The organism is Candidatus Andeanibacterium sp., from assembly GCF_057143545.1.
This window is the reverse complement of sequence record NZ_DBNHSF010000172.1, coordinates 1-20,655: the sequence shown is the minus strand read 5'-3', so window position 1 is coordinate 20,655 and position 20,655 is coordinate 1. Positions and strand designations below refer to the sequence as shown.

General features: G+C 64.4%; 18 protein-coding genes. 6 read left to right on the top strand and 12 right to left on the bottom strand.

From position 1 onward, the window contains the following. The 5 genes from atpD to AC16XC_RS10270 all read right to left on the bottom strand — a co-directional run. On the bottom strand, positions 1 to 1,028 hold a 1,028-nt coding region (gene atpD / locus AC16XC_RS10290), incomplete at its 3' end, for a F0F1 ATP synthase subunit beta (RefSeq protein WP_484034567.1). A 24-nt stretch (positions 1,029 to 1,052) separates the two neighbouring features. Beyond that, a complete protein-coding gene (locus tag AC16XC_RS10285; RefSeq protein ID WP_484034566.1) occupies positions 1,053 to 1,922 on the bottom strand; it encodes a F0F1 ATP synthase subunit gamma in 870 nt (289 codons plus the stop codon). Positions 1,923 to 1,931: 9 nt separating this feature from the next. After that, positions 1,932 to 3,476, bottom strand: coding sequence for a F0F1 ATP synthase subunit alpha (atpA, locus tag AC16XC_RS10280; RefSeq protein ID WP_484034565.1), 1,545 nt, complete (start codon positions 3,474 to 3,476; stop codon positions 1,932 to 1,934). 38 nt (positions 3,477 to 3,514) lie between these two features. Continuing rightward, a complete protein-coding gene (locus AC16XC_RS10275) occupies positions 3,515 to 4,069 on the bottom strand; it encodes a F0F1 ATP synthase subunit delta (protein ID WP_484034564.1) in 555 nt (184 codons plus the stop codon). Between the two features lie 185 nt (positions 4,070 to 4,254). Then, positions 4,255 to 5,844 (bottom strand): S1 family peptidase, encoded by a 1,590-nt coding sequence (locus tag AC16XC_RS10270; protein WP_484034563.1) that lies wholly within the window; start codon positions 5,842 to 5,844, stop codon positions 4,255 to 4,257. 80 nt (positions 5,845 to 5,924) lie between these two features. On the opposite strand from AC16XC_RS10270, the gene AC16XC_RS10265 reads away from it, so the two are divergent. Both AC16XC_RS10265 and AC16XC_RS10260 read left to right on the top strand, forming a co-directional pair. Continuing rightward, the gene (locus AC16XC_RS10265; protein WP_484034562.1) at positions 5,925 to 6,971 is read left to right on the top strand and encodes a bifunctional transcriptional activator/DNA repair enzyme AdaA; all 1,047 of its coding nucleotides are present in this window, start codon (positions 5,925 to 5,927) and stop codon (positions 6,969 to 6,971) included. Between the two features lie 493 nt (positions 6,972 to 7,464). Beyond that, positions 7,465 to 8,415: a hypothetical protein gene (locus AC16XC_RS10260; RefSeq protein WP_484034561.1), complete on the top strand. Its 951-nt coding sequence runs from the start codon at positions 7,465 to 7,467 to the stop codon at positions 8,413 to 8,415. Between the two features lie 124 nt (positions 8,416 to 8,539). Here the strand turns inward: AC16XC_RS10260 and rsmA are convergent, their stop codons facing one another. The 4 genes from rsmA to AC16XC_RS10240 form a co-directional block, all read right to left on the bottom strand. Then, positions 8,540 to 9,349 carry a 16S rRNA (adenine(1518)-N(6)/adenine(1519)-N(6))-dimethyltransferase RsmA gene (gene rsmA, locus AC16XC_RS10255; protein WP_484034560.1) on the bottom strand — a complete coding sequence of 270 codons (810 nt, stop codon included), beginning with the start codon at positions 9,347 to 9,349 and terminating at the stop codon, positions 8,540 to 8,542. After that, positions 9,346 to 10,344 (bottom strand): 4-hydroxythreonine-4-phosphate dehydrogenase PdxA, encoded by a 999-nt coding sequence (gene pdxA / locus AC16XC_RS10250; protein ID WP_484034559.1) that lies wholly within the window; start codon positions 10,342 to 10,344, stop codon positions 9,346 to 9,348. The genes rsmA and pdxA overlap by 4 nt, the downstream gene beginning before the upstream one ends. A gap of 9 nt (positions 10,345 to 10,353) precedes the next feature. Next, positions 10,354 to 11,718 carry a peptidylprolyl isomerase gene (locus tag AC16XC_RS10245; protein WP_484034558.1) on the bottom strand — a complete coding sequence of 455 codons (1,365 nt, stop codon included), beginning with the start codon at positions 11,716 to 11,718 and terminating at the stop codon, positions 10,354 to 10,356. A gap of 160 nt (positions 11,719 to 11,878) precedes the next feature. Next, positions 11,879 to 14,140, bottom strand: coding sequence for an LPS-assembly protein LptD (locus AC16XC_RS10240; protein ID WP_484034557.1), 2,262 nt, complete (start codon positions 14,138 to 14,140; stop codon positions 11,879 to 11,881). A 101-nt stretch (positions 14,141 to 14,241) separates the two neighbouring features. Here AC16XC_RS10240 and AC16XC_RS10235 point away from each other — a divergent pair, with 101 nt between their 5' ends. From AC16XC_RS10235 to ndk, 4 genes are all read left to right on the top strand, one after another. Beyond that, entirely contained in the window at positions 14,242 to 15,705 is a 1,464-nt protein-coding gene (locus AC16XC_RS10235) for a leucyl aminopeptidase (RefSeq protein WP_484034556.1), read from the top strand. A 74-nt stretch (positions 15,706 to 15,779) separates the two neighbouring features. Next, entirely contained in the window at positions 15,780 to 16,214 is a 435-nt protein-coding gene (locus tag AC16XC_RS10230; protein WP_484034555.1) for a DNA polymerase III subunit chi, read from the top strand. A gap of 59 nt (positions 16,215 to 16,273) precedes the next feature. Further along, positions 16,274 to 16,762 carry a hypothetical protein gene (locus tag AC16XC_RS10225; protein WP_484034554.1) on the top strand — a complete coding sequence of 163 codons (489 nt, stop codon included), beginning with the start codon at positions 16,274 to 16,276 and terminating at the stop codon, positions 16,760 to 16,762. Positions 16,763 to 16,853: 91 nt separating this feature from the next. Further along, entirely contained in the window at positions 16,854 to 17,276 is a 423-nt protein-coding gene (gene ndk, locus AC16XC_RS10220; RefSeq protein ID WP_484034553.1) for a nucleoside-diphosphate kinase, read from the top strand. A 33-nt stretch (positions 17,277 to 17,309) separates the two neighbouring features. On the opposite strand, the gene AC16XC_RS10215 is transcribed toward ndk, so the two are convergent. The 3 genes from AC16XC_RS10215 to purM are packed head-to-tail and all read right to left on the bottom strand — an operon-like array spanning position 17,310 to position 20,547. Continuing rightward, a complete protein-coding gene (locus AC16XC_RS10215) occupies positions 17,310 to 18,503 on the bottom strand; it encodes a sulfotransferase family protein (RefSeq protein ID WP_484034552.1) in 1,194 nt (397 codons plus the stop codon). A 9-nt stretch (positions 18,504 to 18,512) separates the two neighbouring features. After that, positions 18,513 to 19,481 carry a phosphoribosylglycinamide formyltransferase gene (purN, locus tag AC16XC_RS10210; protein ID WP_484034551.1) on the bottom strand — a complete coding sequence of 323 codons (969 nt, stop codon included), beginning with the start codon at positions 19,479 to 19,481 and terminating at the stop codon, positions 18,513 to 18,515. Then, a complete protein-coding gene (gene purM, locus AC16XC_RS10205) occupies positions 19,450 to 20,547 on the bottom strand; it encodes a phosphoribosylformylglycinamidine cyclo-ligase (protein WP_484034550.1) in 1,098 nt (365 codons plus the stop codon). The genes purN and purM overlap by 32 nt, the downstream gene beginning before the upstream one ends. Between the last annotated feature and the right edge of the window lie 108 nt (positions 20,548 to 20,655).

Genomic DNA, 20,655 nt, shown 5'->3' with positions numbered 1-20,655 from the left:
AGGGTGGTGGTGGCGTCGAGATGGGCGAAGGAGGTCGCCGGCGCCGGGTCGGTCAAGTCGTCCGCGGGCACGTAAATCGCCTGGACCGAGGTGATCGAGCCCTTGGTGGTCGAGGTGATCCGTTCCTGGAGGTTGCCCATGTCGGTCGCCAGCGTCGGCTGGTAGCCCACCGCCGAGGGAATGCGGCCCAAGAGCGCGGACACTTCCGAACCGGCCTGGGTGAAGCGGAAGATATTGTCGACGAAGAACAGCACGTCCTGGCCTTCCTGGTCGCGGAAATATTCGGCCATGGTCAGGCCCGACAGCGCGACGCGGGCGCGGGCGCCCGGCGGCTCGTTCATCTGGCCGAACACCAGCGCCACCTTGGAGCCTTCCGAGGTCGGATTGCCGTCGGCGTCCTTGGCGATAACCCCGGCATCGAGGAATTCGTGGTAGAGGTCGTTGCCCTCGCGGGTGCGCTCACCGACACCGGCGAACACCGACACGCCGCCATGGCCCTTGGCGATGTTGTTGATCAGTTCCTGGATCAGCACGGTCTTGCCCACGCCCGCACCGCCGAACAGGCCGATCTTGCCGCCGCGCGCATAGGGCGCGAGCAGGTCGATCACCTTGATCCCGGTGACGAGGATGCTGGCTTCGGTCGACTGGTCGACGAATTTGGGGGCTTCGGCATGGATCGGTGCGTACATGTCGCTGCCGACCGGGCCCTGCTCGTCGATCGGCTCGCCGATTACGTTGACGATCCGGCCGAGCGTCTTGGGGCCGACGGGGACGGTGATCTGCGAGCCGGTGTTGGTCACGCTCTGCCCGCGAGTGAGGCCGTCGGTCGAATCCATCGCGATCGTGCGGACGGTGTTTTCGCCGAGGTGCTGCGCGACCTCCAGGACCAGCCGGTTGCCGTTGTTGTCGGTTTCGAGCGCGCCGAGGATCGGCGGCAGCTCGCCTTCGAAAGTGACGTCGACGACGGCGCCGATGACCTGGCTGATCGTGCCATTGGTGGTCTGGTTGAGGACGGGGGCGGTGGCCATGTTCGTTTCCTTGGCTGTGATATCCTAGAGCGCTTCTGCGCCCGCGATAATCTCGATAAGTTCGGTGGTGATCGCGGCCTGGCGGCTGCGGTTGTACTGGATCGTGAGCTTGTTGATCAGGTCGCCGGCGTTGCGCGTGGCATTGTCCATCGCGGTCATCGAAGCGCCCTGTTCGGAAGCGGCGATTTCGAGCAGCGCGCCGAACAATTGGGTCTTCAAATAGCGCGGCAGCAATTCGGCGAGGATTTCCTCCTCGTCGGGCTCGTATTCGACCGCTGCTCCCGATGACTCGGCGCTGGCGGGCGCGGGGACCGGGATGATCTGGTGAACAGTCGGTTCCTGCACCAGCGCCGATTTGAACCTGGCATAGTACAGGTGGGCGACGTCGAACTTGCCTGCCTCATACATCTCGACCAGTTCGGCGACGATGTCCTCGGCCTCGGCGAAGCCCGGATTGCGGACCTCCGCCGTATCGAAATGCCTGGCGATATCGTCCGGGAAATTGCGGCGGATCGGCGCGCGGCCCTTCTTGCCGATGAGGTAGAACTGGACTGTCTTGCCCGCGGCGATCAGTTCGCGCGCCTTGGCGGTCGCAGCCTTGACGATGTTCGAATTGAGGCCGCCGCACAGGCCCTTGTCGGTGTTGACCACCACCAGCAAATGCCGCTGGTCCGAACCGGTCCCGGCCAGCAGCCTGGGTGCGCCGTCACCCGAAACCTTGCCCGCCAGGCTCGCCATCACCGAAGCCATCCGCTCGGCATAGGGGCGGGCGGATTCGGCAGCGGCCTGCGCCTTGCGCAGCTTGGCCGCGGCAACCATCTGCTTGGCCTTGGTGATCTTCTGGGTCGATTTGACCGAGTTGATCCGACCTTTGAGTTCCTTGAGGGTAGCCACAGGCCTTCCTTATGCGAAGCTCTTGCCGAATGCGTCGAGCGCGGCGACCACCTTGCCCCGGGTGTCGTCGGTGAACTCGCCGCTCTCGCGGATCGCCTTGAGGACGTCCTTGTGCTTGTCGCGCATGTGCGAAAGCATCGCGGATTCGTATTCGGTCACGCGCTCGACCGGCAGGCCGTCGAGATAGCCATTGGTGCCGGCAAAGATCGACACGGTCTGCTCCTCGAACGGCATCGGGCTGAACTGCGGCTGCTTCAAGAGCTCGGTCAGCCGCGCGCCGCGGTTGAGCAGCTTCTGGGTCGAAGCGTCGAGATCCGAGCCGAACTGGGCGAAGGCCGCCATTTCGCGATATTGCGCGAGCTCGAGCTTGATCGAACCCGAGACCTTCTTCATCGCCTTGGTCTGGGCCGCGCCGCCGACGCGCGAAACCGACAGGCCGACATTGATCGCCGGGCGGATGCCCTGGAAGAACAGCCCGGTCTCGAGGAAGATCTGCCCGTCGGTGATCGAGATCACATTGGTCGGGATATAGGCCGAAACGTCGCCGGCCTGGGTTTCGATCACGGGCAGGGCAGTCAGCGAGCCCGCGCCATTGTCTTCGTTCATCTTGGCCGCGCGCTCGAGCAGGCGGCTGTGGAGATAGAACACGTCGCCGGGATAGGCTTCGCGGCCCGGCGGGCGGCGCAGCAGCAGCGACATCTGGCGATAGGCGACCGCCTGCTTGGAAAGGTCGTCATACACGATCACGGCGTGCATGCCGTTGTCGCGGAAGAATTCGCCCATCGCGCAGCCGGTATAGGGCGCGAGGAACTGCAGCGGGGCGGGCTCCGAAGCGGTCGCGGCGACGACGATCGAATATTCCATCGCACCCTGCTCTTCGAGCTGGCGGACGATCTGCGCGACGGTCGAGCGCTTCTGCCCGATCGCGACATAGATGCAGTAGAGCTTCTTCGATTCATCCTTGCCCGCATTGATCCCCTTCTGGTTGATGAAGGTGTCGATCGCGACGGCGGTCTTGCCGGTCTGGCGGTCGCCGATGATCAGTTCGCGCTGGCCGCGACCGATCGGAACCAGCGCGTCGAGCGCCTTGAGGCCGGTCTGCACCGGTTCGTGGACCGATTTGCGCGGGATGATGCCCGGCGCCTTGACTTCGACCCGGCGACGCTCGGCGGCCCCCCCAGATTCATTGGCGATCGGGCCCTTGCCGTCGATCGGGTTGCCGAGCGCGTCGACCACGCGGCCGAGCAGGCCTTTGCCGACCGGGACGTCGACGATCGTGCCGGTCCGCTTGACGCTGTCGCCTTCCTTGATCTCGGCGTCCGAGCCGAAGATCACGACGCCGACATTGTCGGCTTCGAGGTTGAGCGCCATGCCCTGCACGCCATTGGCGAATTCGACCATCTCGCCGGCCTGGACCTTGTCGAGGCCGTGGATGCGGGCGATGCCGTCACCCACCGAGAGCACGGAGCCGACTTCGCTGACCTGCGCTTCGGTCCCGAAATTGGCGATCTGGTCCTTGATAACCTTGGAGATTTCTGCGGCGCGGATTTCCATTGATTAGCCTTTCATCGAGCCTTCTGGCATACGGGCTTTCAGCCCTTCATCGCCTGCGCGAGGGAATTGAGACGGGTGCGGATCGAGCTGTCGATCCGTTTGGAGCCGATAGTGACCACGAGGCCGCCCAGCAGGTCGGGATCGACGCTGGTGCGCACCTTCACATTGCGGCCTTCGCGGGCCTTGAGCTTCTGTTGCAGCTTATTGACCTGGTCTTCGCTCAGCGGATGGGCGCTGGTGACCTGGGCGGTGACTTCGCCGCGTTGGGCGGCGGCGATCGAGTTGAACGCAGCGATGATCGCCGGCAGCTGCGAAACGCGGCGGTTCTGTGCCAACACGCCGAGGAAGTTGCGGGTCAGGCCGGTGAGTTCGAGCATTTCGCCGAGCGCAGCCATCGCCTTGCCGAGATCGGCCCGGCTGACCTGCGGGTTCCTGATCAGCGCCGACAGGTCGGCCGATTCGGCGGGCGCGGAGGCGAGCTTTTCGAGGTCGGCCTCGACCGCGGATACATTGCCCGCCTCAGACGCGAGCTCAAACAGCGCCGACGCGTAACGCCCTGCTAGGCTTGCCTGAATACCGGCGGAAATCTCCACGCGCGAAAGTCCTCTTGGATCCGAGAGAAACGAAACTGGCTGGCCAGCCGAAACGGGGTTGCGCAAGGCCTCCCCGGCAGGCTCGGCGCGCGCCTAGCATCGGGTTTGCTGCGATGCAACCCGACTCCGGCACAGATTTGACCGACTTTATTGCAAGCTCTGTTGCAGGGGATGCATCGATGCCTTCACTCCGCCGGAAATTCGGCCGGAGCGCAGTCGTACACCAGCCGCTCGTTGGGGCTGGCGGGCAGCATCGCGGCGAGGATTGCCTGGTTGCTGCCGAGCTCGCGCGCGGCGCCTTCGCCCGCGCCGCCGCATTCGGGCGCTCTGTATTGCCCGCGGGCTTCGCGCAGGGCGTCCATTTCGCCGCGGCTCAGGAGATAGCGTTCGACCCGGTATTCGCGGCTGTCCGGATCGAAGGAGGCGACCGACACCGCCGCCTCGTCGTTGGGGACGAGGATCCGGGTCCAGCGCCCGTCGGACAGGCCATACTGGGTCCGGCCATTGACGCAGCCATCGTCCGACCAGGTCAGCGGGACGTCGTCGACGCTGCCGCCGGTGATCCGGCTGCGCCCGACATTGACCACGCACACCAGCGCGAGATCGGCCGCCTGTTCGATCACGCCGCTGGGCCCTTCATCGGGTTCTTCCTTGCTCGCCAACGCTTCGTTCACGCGCTCTTCGATCGTATCGAATCCGGGCCGCATCAGCCACGAAGCCAGGGCCCCGACGATCGCCAGCGCGGTGATCCCCCCGGCGATCCTGAGCTTGCGCTGGTCCTCTTCCTGGCGAGCGAGCCAGGTCGCGTATCCTCCGCCGAGGCCGGCCAGCAGCAGGATGAAAGCCAGCATCATCCCATTCTCGCGCTCCGAAATGACCTCGAATTCGGCGGAACGCCGTGCGAGGCTCTCGCGCTGCTGCTGGAGCGAACGCTCGGCTTCGGACTGGCGCTGCGCCGCGAGCATCTCGCGCTCGGCGCGCAGGCGCTCCTCGGCGTCGACATCGGCGAGCGAGCGGCAGGGCAGGCCGTTGACCTGCGGGGCGATGTCGTTCTTGCGCAGGAAGGGCAACAATTCGCGGGTCGAAACCGCGAAGTAGAATTCGGAATCCGTGCCTGAGGACTCCGTGCCGAAACTGTTGACCCCGACCACGCGCCCGCAAGTGTCGAGCAGCGGACCGCCGCTCGATCCCCTGGCGATCGGCGCGGTGTGGAGGATCGTGTCGAATTCGCGGGTCGGGCGGCGGCCCGAGAGGAAGCCCTGGCTCTTTACCGGCGGCTGGGGCATGAAGATCTCGCGATTGTCGAGCCCCTGGGCCCGGTCGACATTCATCGGATAGCCGACCGAAGTGACCTGGCCCGAATCGGCGCTGGCATTGCCCGCAATGGTCAGCGGCGGGAGGTTCATCGGCGAAGTCGTGGCGAGCAGGGCCAGGTCGTTCCTGGGCGAGTAGTCGAGGATGCGGCCATAGATCGCATCGCCGCCATCCGAAGGGACGATCCCGATCGAAATGTTCCGGTTGCCCCGCGCCTCGGCGATGACATGCGCGTTGGTCACGATTTTTTCGGGTGTCACGGCAAAGCCGGTCCCATGCGAGAGAGGATAGAGCTCGCCGTCCTGGTCTTCGATCACGATGATCCGCACCACGCCGCGCGCGGCCGCGTCGATATCCGCCGGGTCTGCCTTCGCGGGCGACAACGGCAATACGCATGCGGCGAGCAACGCCAGCGCAAGGCCCGCCAATCGTCCGGAAATCATTTCGAATTGCGTGGTCACGAATGCCCTTCTCGCCCGCCTTGTGTTTGAGCGCAAGAATCGGGACGCAATTATGAATTCACCCGGTTAATGTGTCCTGCATGAAGATCACCGACCCGAAACGTATCGCCAATATGTCGGCGGCCTTTGCCGGACACGATCGCTCGCAGGACGGGCGCTTCGTGGTCGCGGTCAAGACCACCGGAATCTATTGCCGCCCCAGCTGCCCCGCGCGCAGGCCGAAGCCCGATAACATCGCCTTCTACAGCGATTGCGCGGCGGCCGAAGAGGCAGGATTCCGGCCCTGCAAACGCTGCCGCCCCGACGAGGTGGCACGCGACGAACAGGCGGTGCTGGCCGCGCTCGAGGCGATCCGGAAGGCCGGAGAGCCGGTACCGCTTGAGCGGCTGGCGGCAATCGCATCCTATTCGCCGGGGCATCTGCAGCGTGTGTTCAAGCGCATGGTCGGGCTATCGCCCGCCGCCTTCGCCCGGGCCCTGCGCGACGAACGCGCGCGCCAGGCGCTCTCGGACGAAAGCCGGGTCAGCGACGCGATCTACGATGCGGGGTTCGAAGCGCCCTCGCGATTTTACGATTCACTCAAGGGGAGGCTGGGCATGGCGCCATCGGCATGGGTCAATGGTGGGGCGGGAGAAACGATCCGCTGGGCGGTGGTCGAGACCTCGCTGGCACCGATGCTGGTGGCCGCGACCGCCAGGGGCGTGTGCCGGCTGTCGTTCAACGAGGATGGCAGCGACCTCGCCCGGCGCTTTCCCAAGGCCAAGCTGGTCGAGGGTGGAGCCGAGTTCGCCAAATTGCTCAAGCAGGTGATCGCGGCCGTCGAAACGCCGGGGACCGGCGGGGATATCCCGCTCGATGTCCGGGGGACGGCGTTCCAGCAGGCGGTATGGGCCGAGCTCCGCAAGATCCCTGCGGGAGAGACGCGTTCCTATTCGGAAATCGCTGCTGCGGTCGGTAAGCCCAAGGCGGTGCGCGCGGCCGGCAGCGCCAACGGCGCCAACAATGTCGCGGTGCTGATCCCATGCCACCGGGTGGTGCGCGCTGACGGATCGCCGGGCGGCTATGCCTATGGCGAAGCAATCAAGCGGGAATTGCTGGAGCGGGAGAAGGGCGTATCCCGAACCTGAACAGAGGGTAACAGGGTAACACAGACCAGAAGATAAAAACTGTTCTGCCGTGCGAAGGGGCGACCGGGCCGCCATTGGGCCGGGAATCATCGACCATGTGAAAGAGCCGCTGGCATGATGGCAGCCTGCGGCGATGTGGGAAAATGGCAGCTTAGGGCACGAAGCGGAAATCTGCCTTACTGCCTGCGATCGGAACTCATCCGTGATAGTCAGCTGTGTCTGAAAGTCTGTTTGCATCTTAGGCTCTTGATAATGGGCCCGCTGCTGCTGGAATTCGAAGAAGGAGGAATTCGAGTGCGGTTGTCCGGAGCCATAGCGTCGTGTGCAATCGAGCTGAATTCTACAATTTGTTCCCAAATTTCAGAAAACCTTCCATTATTTTGGAAAATGTTCGGGAGAATATATTTCGTATCAATTTTCAAAACAATGAACTATAAATACGAAGATTCTTTTGGATAAGATTCGAAAGTTCGACTTTCAGGGATGGTGCGCAGTGCAAAAGCCTGAATTCCATGAGCGAATCCTCGATCTCCATAGCCAGCGCTTCAAGGCATTCGAGGGCGAGGTCGTGCGCAAATCCAAACTCAGAGAGCGTGCGCAAGAACTTGAAAGCGCTCGGAGTTCGCGGCGCGAGGCGTTCATGAAGCGGCTCGGTGTTGACGCCAAGCTGATGGACGCAGAAGAGAAGAGTGATTTCGAGTACGAAGGCAAGGCGCTGGAGGCATTTCTCAAAGAGTCCAGGGCGGCACTAGCGGCTCGCGAGAGCATGCGGGCCATGGATGCGCAATGGGCAGCTGACCGGACGGCATTGCTGGGCGAAGCGCACCATACGGTGTTGACCGCTTACGCTGCCGATATCTATTCGATTTCGGCGGATTCATTTGAGGCGAACACCGGCGAGTCAGGCGCTGGCGCCATCAATTCCGGGTGGATCTTCCCCGACGACCCCTCCCACATCAGAATCAAGGATGGCGGCCATGTCGGGACGAAATGCTTTGAAGCCTATGCGGAAGGGCCTGAACCCGAGTTTTCGGTCCATTTCTGTTTTGTGCCGGCCGCTACAGCAACGTATGAGATGACTGCCGTGTTGGCCTTCCATGGATTCTATGTGTTGAGGTCGAACGACAGCTGGTGGAATTGCCGACATGCGCATGCGAGGCTCAACGTTTCGATGAACGTTAACCAGTACGTCGATCATGGCTGGCGGAGTTTTCCTCCCCTCATCGATCGATATGAGCAGAACACCGAAGAGATCGTGAGCTTCGACCGTACCGAATTTTTCGACTACAGGGCTGTGCTCAGGACGGGCGATCCGGTGGTTGTGACGGTAAGAGGTAAACTGGATGCCTTGGGCGTCGGAGGTCACACCTATGCCGAATTGAACTTTGAGGCAGGAACAGCAAATTACATCTGGCCGCTTTTTCTCTCGGTAAATCAGATTTGATTTTTGGAGGAATTGTGGTGACCGCAATTCTGGCAGGAGACTTCCAGGATTCTGCTTCGATCGGTCTGGAATTCGAGTGTGAGTTTCACTAGCCTCTGCAATAGGCCGTTAGCCGTCATTGGCTTCAGCCCAGCTCCCTCGCCAGGCGTACAAACTCCCCCACGCTCAGCGTTTCGGCGCGGCGCTGCGGATCGATCCCCAGGGTTTCCAGCGCCTCCAGGGCGCCCGGCAGGCCCTTGAGGCTCTGGCGCAGCATCTTGCGGCGCTGGCCGAAGGCGGCCTCGGTGACGCGTTCGAGTATGCGCGCCGAGACTCCATCAGGCATTTCGCCCGGCGTCACATGGACCACGGCGCTCATCACCTTGGGTGGCGGGGTGAAGGCGCTGCGGTGGACCTTCATCGCCAGCTTCGCGCTACTGCGCCACTGGGCCAGCACCGCCAGCCGGCCATAGGCGCCGCTGCCGGGGCCGGCGACGATACGCTGCGCAACTTCAAGCTGGAACATCAGAGTCAGGCTCGCCCATTGCGGGGGCCATTCTTCCCCGGAGAGCCAGCCGGTGAACAGCGCAGTGCCGACATTGTAGGGCAGGTTCGAAACGATGTGGAACGGCCCCGCTATCCCGTGATCGACCTTCATCGCATCGCCTTCGAGCACCCGCAGCCGGCCGGGAAAGGCTTCGCCGAGTTCGGCCAGTGCGGGAAGGCAGCGCCGGTCCATCTCGATCGCGGTGACATTTGCCCCGGCGCGCAACAGGGCGCGCGTCAATCCGCCGGGGCCGGGCCCGACTTCGAGCACCTGCCGGCCGGCGAGCGATCCCGGGATGGCGGCGATCCGGCCCAGCAATTGCTCGTCGAGCAGGAAATTCTGCCCGAGCGCCCTGGAGGCGGACAGGCCGTGGTGCGCAATCACCTCGCGGAGGGGCGGGAGGTTCACCTGGCGGCGCGCGCCATGGCTGCATCGCCCGCCATGCGGAACGCCGCGATCGTCGCCCCGGGGCTGGCCCGGCGCTGGCCGGCGATATCGAAGGCGGTGCCGTGGTCGGGCGAAGTGCGCACGATCGGCAGGCCGAGCGTCATGTTGACCCCGCTATCGAAATCGAGCGTTTTCAAGGGGATCAGCGCCTGGTCGTGATACATGCAGATCGCCACGTCGTAGGTCGAACGAAGCTGCTCGGTGAACAGCGCATCGGCCGGGTACGGCCCGCTCGCGTCGATCCCCTCGGCCCGCAGGCGTGCGATCGCGGGCGTGATCACCTGCGCTTCCTCGTGCCCGAAATTGCCCTTCTCCCCGGCATGCGGATTGAGCGCGGCGAGCGCGAGGCGCGGCTCGGCAATCGCGAAATCGCGCTGCAGCGCCTGCGCGACGATCCGGCTCTTGGCCACCAGTTCGTCGACATTGAGCAGTTCGGAAACCCGGCACAGCGGGACATGGACGGTGACCGGAACCGTGCGCAAATGCGGCCCGGCCAGCATCATCACCGCTTCGTGTTCGGCAATGCCGCAGGCATGGGCGAGGAATTCGGTCTGCCCGGGGAATCTGAAGCCGACCGCGGCCAGCAGCGCCTTGGACACGGGCGACGTCACCAGCGCCGAGGCCTCGCCTTCGATGGTGAGCTTCGTGGCTGCCTCGAGCGAAGCGAGTGCCAACGTTGCTCCGTCGGAATCGGGTTCACCGGGAGCATATTCGCCGTCGAGCTCTCCAAGTACCGGCAACACATCGGCAAAGGCATCCGCTGCCTCGCCGGGCGAGGCGATGGACCCGACCGTCAGGTCGAGCCCGCGCTGCCATGCCGCTGCCGCGAGAATGCTTGCGCCGCCGGCCACGAAGAACGGCGGGAGGCCCAGCGTCTCGCGCTGGGCCCATGCCTCGCACAACAGTTCCGGCCCGACTCCGGCGGGATCGCCGAGCGAGGCCGAAAGCGGTTTCATCCCATGATCCTAATTATATTCGATGATCGCATCGCGCCGCAGGTCGCGCAGGTAACGCTGGGCACGCTTGTCGATCCGCTCGTTTTCGAGCTGGTCGCGAATTTCGGAGGAGCTGGGCGCATTGTCGACCTCCGGATCGTCGCGCCCGCACAGCATCAGCACGCGCACCCCTTCGTCCATCGAGCCGAAGGGCGGCGTCGACTGTCCGACCTGCAGCGCGAGGACCATTTCCTGCACCTGGGCCGGCAATTGCCGGGCCGAAATCTGGTCATTGGAAACAACATCGGCGCCGATCTGCGCGGCAACCGAATCGGCCCCGCCGCATCCGCGCATCTGCTGGATGCCGGCAGTGAATTCGGCGAGCCTCGCCTCGGCCTGGGGCACCGTCATGCCTTCGGGGAAGGCGATCGAGATCTGCTTCAGGCTCAGCACCGCGTCGCGCGGATCGGCGGTCAGGATCTGGCGCCTGTCGATCAGCAGCATGATCGTGAAGCCGCCCGGGATCTGCACCGGTCCGACCATCTGACCGGGCTGCATCTGCTGCACCACAGTAGCCATCTCGGATGGCAGCACGCCGAGCCGGACCCAGCCAAGATCGCCGCCAACCGCGGCCGTCGACGCTTCGGAGAACTGCCTGGCATAGGCTGCGAAGCTCCCGCCGCGGCGCAATTGTTCGACGATCCGCTCGCCATTCTCGAACACCGCTTCCTGGGTCTCGGGGGTCGCCGAAAGGTAGATCTCGGCCAGCCGGTATTCTTCGGTGCCTTGTGAATCGCGCAGGCGCTTCAGCACTTCCTGCACTTCCTCTTCGGAGACGTTGACGAACAGGCTCATCCGCTGGACCAGTCGCTGCCAAGCCATTTCGCCCTGGATCTGCCGCTGGAGCGATCCGACCGACGACCCGATCATTTCGAGATATTCGGCCATCTCTTCCGGATCGAAGCCGTTTTGCGCAGCCACGTTGTTGTAGGTCTGCCGCACCTCGTCGGCCGTGACCTCGAGCTCCTGGGCGGCCGCTTCCTGGATCTGCAGCGTCTCGTCGATCAAATTGCGCAGCACCCGCATCCGCAATTCCTGCAATTCCTCGTCGGAAATTTCGACGCCCTGGTTGGCGTCGAGCACCAGCGCGACCCGCTGGTTGATGTCGGTCTGGGTGATGACATAGCCGTTGACCTTGGCGGTGGCGGTGCGCAGCGCCGGGTCCTGCTGTCCGAGCATCACGATGTCTTCCGGCAGGTTGAGCGGGTCGAGGCTCGCGGTCTGCTCGGTCTGGGCCTTGAGGCCGACCGGGGCCGCGGCCGCTATCAGCGCCATGGCGATGACCGCGATCGCCGCGCGGACGGAACTGAAACCTGGTCTTGCCGTTCTGATCACTCGATATTTCCTGTCTGTGGCCCTGTTGCAGGCCCTGAAAACTGGCGCCCGCTTGGCTATTGGCGGCTTAACCAAAGCTGAGTTTCGGGCAATGATGGGCGCGGATAGCGTGTTTGCTCATTTCTGCCAACTCGCCATCCTGCGGGTGGCGGCCCGCCGCCTAGAATCCGAGATTCTTGAACGCCAGGTGGACCTGGAACGTGTTCCCCCGGCGGGCATCGCCGCTGGCGATATAGTCGCGCCGCCAGGTCAGCCCCAGTTCGAGGCAATCGTCCGAATAGGCGAAGCCAAGCCGGGTGCGGAGCGGCTCGAACCCGTCGGAGGTGAGGGTCGGGTCCTCGTCGCGATCGGTGAGATTGATCACCGCGGCGCCGAAGATCGACCAGCGATTGTCGATCGCCGCACGACCGGCGACGCGCAGCTCCTCGCGGTCCTGCAAGTCCTCCAGCGAAGCGATGTCGCGATTGAGCCGCAGATAGCCGATTTCGGCATAGGTCTTGCTGGAACCGACGGTGGCGTCGAACTCGTTCCGGCGGACAGCGAGATTGTCCTTGTCGAGCCGGAAGCGGTGGGTGACTTTCACGAAATCCTTGTAGCGGACCTCGGTCCTGCCGACCCAGTCCGAGAGCCGCTCGGACAGGCCGGTTCCGTCGGGCAGCAGGACGCGCTCGGAAGTCAGGCGGTAGGACTGGCCGATCGTGGTCTTGATCCTGATATCGGAGGCGGTGAATTGCCAGTCGAGGCCGTAGGTGAAGCGGACCCCGTCCTCGATCCGGTCGTAGCCCGGAAACCGGTTGAGCGCGAAGAGGTTCGAATCCTCGAGATCGATTGCGCGGGCATCTTCGTTGGGGACATCGAGATTGCGGATTTTGGGGCTGGCGACAATTTGTATCCGCGGCGTCAGCACCTGTGTTCCGCCAAGGAATTTCCCGACGAAGGGCCACTTCACATCGACCGCGCCGGTAGCGACCCCGCGCGCCTGCCAGCCGGGATTGCCGCGATAGACTTCGGTCGCTGTCAGCAGGTTGTCGGAAGAGTGATAGACGTCGCCGCGCACCAGCCCGGTTACCGTGACCTCCTGGCCCATGCCGGTAATGCGCCGCAAATCCCAGCGGGCGCCGGCAAAGGCGCGCTGCGTGTCCTGCCCCTCGGTGCGGGTGATCGCAAGGCTGTTCAGCTGCAGCTCGACCTTGCCGCCGAGCAGCGGATCGTCGATCCGCCGGCGATAGTCGATCAGCGGCAGGGCAAGCGGGACCTGGCCTTGCGGATCGCCGAAACGCAGGGTCTGGGTGGCCCAGCCGGAAATCGAAAGATAGGAGTTCTCGTCGATCCGCTCGAGATTGAAGGTGGAGCGCAGGCGATCTTCCCGGCTGATGTCGTAACGCCGCAGGAAGGTCCGGTCGGAGGCGATACGGGCGGAGGCCGTCAGGCTCCATTCGGGCGAGAATTGCCATTTCCCGTTGGTGAACAAATAGCCGCGCCAGTCCTGCTGCTGGGTTCCAGGCTCGGGGCCGATCGGGATTCTCGCGCTGCGCGTGGCATAGCCGGTGACCTGGAAGGCCCCTTCGTCCAAGAGCGCACGATACTGCGCCGAGAACATCGGCGGAGCCTCGGTATAGACGTAGACCTTGCCGGTCAGGTCCTGGTTGTCGGCCAGCCGGAGGTAATATCCCTGACTGATTTCCAAGCCATTGGAATCGGAAAAGCGCAGATCGGGCACGGTGAAGCCGGAAATCGCCCTGCCGTCGGTGGTGACGACCAGCCCGGGCAGGGGGACGATCCGTTGCCCGAAAATTTCCATGGTGGCACCCTTGAAGCGGACCCGGTTTGCCTCGGGTTCGTAGATCACCCGCTCGGCCACGATCCTCCAGCTCGGGGTCTTGGGGCAGCCATTCTCGTCTTCGACCGCGCAAGCCGAATAGCTGGCATAGGCCAGTTCGACATTGCCATCTTCGCCGCGCATGCCTTCGCGCGCGGCGATCCGCCCCCCTTCGCGCAGGGCCAGCAGCATATTGTCCATGGCCCCCAGGCGCAGGTCGTCGGTGAGGGTAAGATTGTCGGTGTAAAGGACATTCCCGTCGCCATCGACATAACGGATCGAACCGGAGGCGGTGACCTGGCCGGTCTTCCGGTCCCAGCTGACCCGGTCGGCGCGAACCGAATGTTCGCCGCTGCGCAGGATGACATTGCCTTCGGCGGTAACGACATCGTTGTCCGTGTCGTAGCTTAGCTGATTGGCTTCGAAGGCAATCTCGCGCCGCCCGTCGACCTCCGCTTGCGCCGCGGCTTCCGCCCCGGACTGCTGCGCCCCTGCCGGAAACGACCAGCAGGCGGCCACCAGGCCGAGCATCACGCCACCGGCACGGATGGCGGGCAAGCGGCGAATTCTGGCTTGCAGCGGGAGCTGCGGGAGAGGGAGCATGGCTTGCCTATCGCACTGGTCCGCCCTAACTGCAACGCCACGGTTTACATACCGCATGACCGTAGCGCCAGGCGGCGCAATCCAGACCAGTCGGAGTAAACATGAAGATTTCCTTTCGCGAACCCGATGAAGCTTCGCGTCCGCGCGTCCAGGCAATCGTGGTCGACCAGGATTCGTTGCCCCAGGGGCTTGAGACCCCGATCGTCCAGGGAGCGTCGGCCGCGCGCTTTTCCGGCAAGGCGGGGCAGGTATTCGAAGGTTTTGTCGAGCGCGACGGAAAGCTGGTCCGGGTGGCCCTTGCGGGCGCCGGCAAGCCGGACGACAAGGGCCGCAAACTGGCGCTGGAGCGGGCGGGCGCGGCCATAACCGCGCGCTTCCTGCGCTCGGGAGAAAAGGAACTCTTGCTCGATCTTGGCCAGGCATCGCTTTCGCCGGAGGACGCAAGCGGCGTCCTTGTCGGTCTCTCGCTGCGCAGCTGGCGGCACGATGTCTATCGCACCCGGCTGAAGGACGAGCAAAAGGCGACACTCGAACAGGCATTCGTGGTTGGGGAACCCGCTGGGACCAAAGGCGCATTCGCAGTGGAACAGGCGGTTCTCGAGGGTGTGGCCTTCACTCGCGAACTGGTCGTCGAGCCGGCCAATGTCATTTATCCGGAAAGCTTCGTCGAACGGTGCAAGCGGCGGTTCGAGGGGACCGGGGCCGAACTCGTCGTGCTGGACGAGAAGGAGATGGCAAAGCTCGGCATGGGTGCCCTGCTTGGCGTCGGACAAGGCTCGGCACGAAAGCCCCGCCTGCTCGCCATCAAATGGATGCACGGCAAAAAGCAGGACGCGCCGCTTGCCCTTGTCGGCAAGGGCGTGACCTTCGATACCGGCGGGATATCGCTCAAGCAGCCCGCCGGCATGGAAGACATGAAGTGGGACATGGGCGGTGCCGGAGCGGTCGCGGGAGCCATGCTCGCGCTCGCCAAGCGGAAGGCAAAGGCCAATGTCGTCGGTGTTTGCGGCCTCGTCGAGAATATGCCCGATGGCAAGGCCCAGCGCCCGGGCGATATCGTTACCACGATGTCGGGGCAGACCGTCGAAGTGATCAACACCGATGCGGAGGGGCGGCTGGTGCTGTGCGACGCGCTGACCTGGACCCAACGCGAATTCAAGCCCGCGCGGATTGTCGACCTGGCGACGTTGACCGGCGCGATAATCATCTCGCTGGGCCACGAACATGCCGGCATGTTCAGCAATAACGACGAGCTTGCCGGAGACCTGGCCGAGGCAGGGATCCAGGTTGGCGAAAAGCTGTGGCGGATGCCGATCGGCCCCGAATACGACAAGCTGATCGATAGCCCGATCGCGGACATCAAGAATGTCGGGCCTCGCTGGGGCGGCTCGATTACTGCCGCGCAGTTCATCCAGCGCTTCATCGAGAACGATACGCCCTGGGCCCATCTCGACATTGCCGGCATGGTCTGGGCCGAAAAGCCCGGCGCGACCTGGGACAAGGGCGCAACCGGTTTCGGGGTAAGGGTGCTCGATCGCTACATTCGCGACAAATGCGAAGGGTGAATTCGCACCCTCAAACAGCGGAGCGGCAGGGCGGGCCATGAATCCTCCAATGGCGAAGCGATAGGGTGACCGGAATGCGTGTCGACTTCTACCAGTTGAGCCGCGACCCGGCGGAAAACGTGCTGCCCCTGATCGCCCGCAAGGCCCTGGCGGATGGCGAGCGCTTGTTGGTGGTTTCCTCGGATTCGGCGCAGCTCGACCGAATCGACAGGCAACTATGGGCGCTGCCAGGGGCATTCCTTGCCCATGGCAAATCGGGCGACAGGCACGAGGAACTCCAGCCGGTCCTGCTCTCGCAATCCTGCGAAGCCGCGAACGGCGCGAAGCTGGTCGCCTTTGCCGATGGCAAATGGCGCGATGTGGGAACCGGATTCGACCGTGCCTTCCTGCTGTTCGACGAAGCGGGTCTCGAGGGCGCGCGCGCTTGCTGGCGCCAACTCGGCGAGAGCGAAGACAATGAACGCCGCTTCTGGAAGCAGGACGCAGGCAAGTGGATCGAAGGGCCATGAGGCTGGCTTCGCCGCGCGTGGCCGTATAGGTATCGGCGGCGATCCCGACGGAGGGCAGGATGAAGAAGATTGTGACAATCGCTGCGGCGTTGGTGCTCGCGGCCTGTGGGTCCGAGCGATCCGGTACCATCGAGACCGGGGATGGCGACGTGGGCTATACGGTCGACAATGCCGGCGGGGCAACCAGCACGACCCTCACCTCCGATGAAGGCGAGGTGACGATAACCAGCGGCGCCGGGCAGACGGTAGACATGCCCGATGGTTTCTCCGTCTATCCCGGGTCGACGATCGTGAATTCGAGCCAGGTCAGCCATGCGGATGGATCGGGCGTGCGCATCGAGATGCAGACCGGCGACAGCGCGGAACAGGCGATCGCCTATTATCGCAAGCAGGCCGCAGACCAGGGCATCGCGATTTCGACCGAGGTCACCAACAACAATACGAGGATGATGGCCGGCGAAGGCCCCGATGGCACCACGCTGTCAGTGACCGCGATCGAGGGCGAAGGCGAAACAACCGTCAACCTGATGGTCGCCAGGGGCTTCTGAATACAAGGGACAAGGCTTGCGGGCCTGACGCCGGGCCGCTAGGGGCGCGCGCGAAAACGATTAACCCGCATTATCGCAAGGAACCTCAGCCATGGCGGTCACCCGCACCTTTTCGATCATCAAGCCCGATGCCACGCGTCGCAACCTGACCGGCGCGATCACCAAGATGCTGGAAGAAGCCGGCCTCAGGGTCGTCGCCTCGAAGCGCATCCACATGACCCGCGAGCAGGCGGAGGGCTTCTATGCCGTGCACAAGGAACGTCCGTTTTACGGCGAACTGTGCGATTTCATGACCAGCGGCCCGGTCGTGGTGCAGGTCCTCGAAGGCGAGGATGCGGTCAGGCGCAATCGCGACGTCATGGGTGCGACCAATCCGGCCGACGCGGCCGAGGGCACGATCCGCAAGGCCTTCGCCGAATCGATCGAAGCCAATTCGGTCCACGGGTCGGACAGCGACGAGAACGCGAAAATCGAGATCGAATTCTTCTTCAGGCCCGAAGAGATCGTCGGCTGATCCAGTCAGCGGGCCGTTCGCGAGCGCCAGAAGTCAAGCGGTCTGGAACTGCCGCATCTGGATTCGATGGCCGGCATGCGGGGTCTGATCCGACCGGCGCTGTTCGGCCTGCATCGACCGCTGCGCTTCGGGGGTCAGTTTGAGGCCGAGCGCGCGATAGACTTGCGCGATCTCGCCTTCCCAATCGTCTTCCAGCGCGGCGAAGTCGACCCGGGCGACGCGCCCGTCGAATGTCGCGAGCGCTTCGTCCATCCGCCGCTGCCGTAGCGCGATCTTGCGGTCCCATTCGCGCTTGATCCAGGCGTAATCGACCTCGTCCGACTGGATCGTCATCTGGTTGGCGACCAGCGAGGCCGCGCTGCGTGCGACATCCTTGGGTTCGCGCATGGCCACCACCACCTTCGCGTCGGGAAATTGTTCGAGCACGGTGGTGAGGTCTTCGGCAAATTGCGGGACCTTCATCACCCGCGGCCTGCTCGCATTGCCGTGCCGCGCGGCATCGGTCGCAAGAATGCGCGCGAATTCGCGGTAGATCGGCGCCGGATCGCGCGCCTCGCTGAAGGCGGTGAAGCCTGGGATCCGCCATTGCGCTTCATAGGCGCAGTGATCGAGCGCGCTCGCCAGCCAGCCCAGTTCCTCGTCGGCGCGCCTGGCCCCGAAAGGATGGATCGAATCGATCCAGGGGTCGATCCGCCTGGCCCCCATCAGGGCGAAGGTGCTTTTCAAGGCGCGCAGGTCGGGCGCCTTTTGCGGAACCGGATTCCAGCTGTCGCAGAACCGGGTCGCGGCATGGGCGGGATCGGCGGCGAGCAGGCGGTGGATGCGCGTCGTCCCGGCGCGCATCTGGCCGACCACCAGGATCGGCGGAGCGACGGGGGTCTGGTAGAGATGGGGGTAGCGCGCCCACCACCGCCCCAGCCTGAGGCGCTGGCGGATCACCCGCACCAGCTGGCCGTGGGCCACCGCCAGGCCGAGCGAATTGAGCCGCGCTTCGTTGGACAGCGAGTCCGTCAGCCGGTCGAGCCGCAGGCGGAAATCGGCGACCTCGTCCCCGCTCCGACCGCCTTCCTCGCCGCCGGGCCGCACGCCGATCGCGGCCTTTTCGAACAGTTCCGCCGGATCGAGCGGCGGGCGGTTGAGCCAGCCCCGATCCCAGGCCGAGCCGAGCATGCGATCGAGCCGGCAGACCAGCTTCGCGCGTGCAAGGGGATGGGGACGTGGCTTCATGCTGCCTTCCTAGAACTCATCGGCCGCGTCGAGAAGGGCGGTCAGGCGCTTGGGCGCGACGGCCCGCCAACTGCGCTGCAGCCATTCGGCGATCGAATCCCAATCGGTGTCGCCCAGGTCGAGCCGGATCGAGATCCAGCCGTCGCCGAAATAGGCCGGCCGCTCGATGCGCTCCGGGTCGCGGGCGATCAGCATTGCCTGCTCGTCCGCCCCGCTGATCTTGACCAAGAGCGCGATCTTGCCGTCGCCGTGATGGTTGAGCGAGACATAGGCGAATTTCTTGCCGCCCGCGATCCCGAAGCACGGCATGCCATGCGAAACGACCTCGTCGGCCTCGGGCTGTTTCAGCGCCCGTTCTCGAACCCGCGCCACCAGCCAGTCCGGGTCGTAATGGCGCGAGACATATTGCGCCAGCACCCGCGGATAGAGCTGGTGCTCGGCGATCAGGACCCGCTTGGCCAATGTTTCGGGAGTATCGCCTTCGAGCACCGCGACCCGCGCCTGGCCAAGCACTTCGCCGGCGTCGAGCTCGGCGGTGACGAGATGGACCGAGGCCCCGGCATGGCGCTCGCCCGCCGCCAGCGCCCGGGCATGCGTATCGAGGCCCTTGTATTTGGGGAGCAGCGAAGGATGGATATTGAGCATCCGCCCTTCCCAGCGGCGGACCATCGGTTCGCCCAGCACCCGCATATAGCCTGCCAGCGCGACATAGTCGGCTCCGGCTTCGCGGATCGCCGCGTCGATCGCCAGGTCATGCGCGGAACGGTCCATTCCGCGGTGCGACAGGGAAAAGACCGGAACGCCTTCGGCTGCGGCCAGCTTCAGGCCGGCAGCGTCGGGATCGTTGCTCGCGACCAGCACGATTTCAAAGGGAACACCGGGTTGGCGGCTGGCATAGAGCAGCGCGGCCATATTGGTCCCGCTGCCCGAAATGAGCACGGCAATCCTAGCTGATGTGGACGGCTTCCCAGTCGCCATGCGATCCCCAGCTTCCCGAAGGTCCGCGAACGGTCGTCCCGCGCTCGCCCTCGACAATTTCCCCGATCTTGAAGACGCGTTCGCCGCGCTCGGACAATTCGTTGGTCACCTCCTTCACGAGATCGGGAGCGACTGCAAGGACCATTCCCACGCCGCAATTGAAGGTGCGGGCCATTTCGGACGGCTCGATGTTTCCCTCGCCCCGGAGAAAGCGCATCAGGCCGGGCAGTTCCCAGCGGCCGGCTTCGACTACCGCATGAGCGCCGTCGGGTAGCACGCGCGGGATGTTTTCCAGCAGTCCCCCGCCGGTGATATGGGCAAGCGCGTCGATCTTGCCCGAACGGATCGCCGGCAGCAGGCTCTGGACGTAGATCCTCGTGGGTTCGATCAGCGCTTCGATCAGCAGTCGCTCCTCGTCGAACGGGGCCGGTTCCAGCATGGCCCAGATCTTGTCCTCGGCCAGCCGGCGGACCAGCGAATAGCCGTTCGAATGGACGCCGGAACTGGCCAAGCCCAGCAGGACATGGCCGGGCGCCACGCGCTCCCCGGTGAGCTGTTGCCCGCGCTCGACCGCGCCGACGCAGAAGCCCGCGAGGTCGTAATCCCCCGCCGCATACATACCCGGCATTTCGGCGGTCTCGCCGCCAATCAGCGCGCAGCCCGCGATCCGGCAGCCTTCGGCGATTCCGCCGATCACCCGCCCGGCAACCCCGGTATCGAGCTTGCCGGTGGCAAAATAATCGAGGAAAAACAATGGTTCGGCACCCTGGACGATCATGTCGTTGACGCACATGGCAACCAGGTCGATCCCGATCGTGCCGTGCCGGTCGAATTCGATCGCGAGCTTGACCTTGGTCCCGACCCCGTCATTGGCGGCGACCAGCAGTGGGTCGGTATATCCGGCGGCGCGCGGATCGAAGAATCCGCCGAACCCGCCAATGTCCGCATCCGCGCCGGGCCGGGCAGTGGCCTTGACCAGCGGCCCGATGGCCTTGACCAGCGCATTGCCGGCATTGATCGAGACCCCGGCCTGTTCATATGTGTAGGATGGCGTGTTGGACGTCATGGATCGTGCCTTTGGCGCATTCGCGCTTGGATTTCCACGCTCCATTGGGCAAAAGGCGCTCGGTTTCCACCGATGACGACTTCTTTCCTCCCTTTTCGCGAACTGACC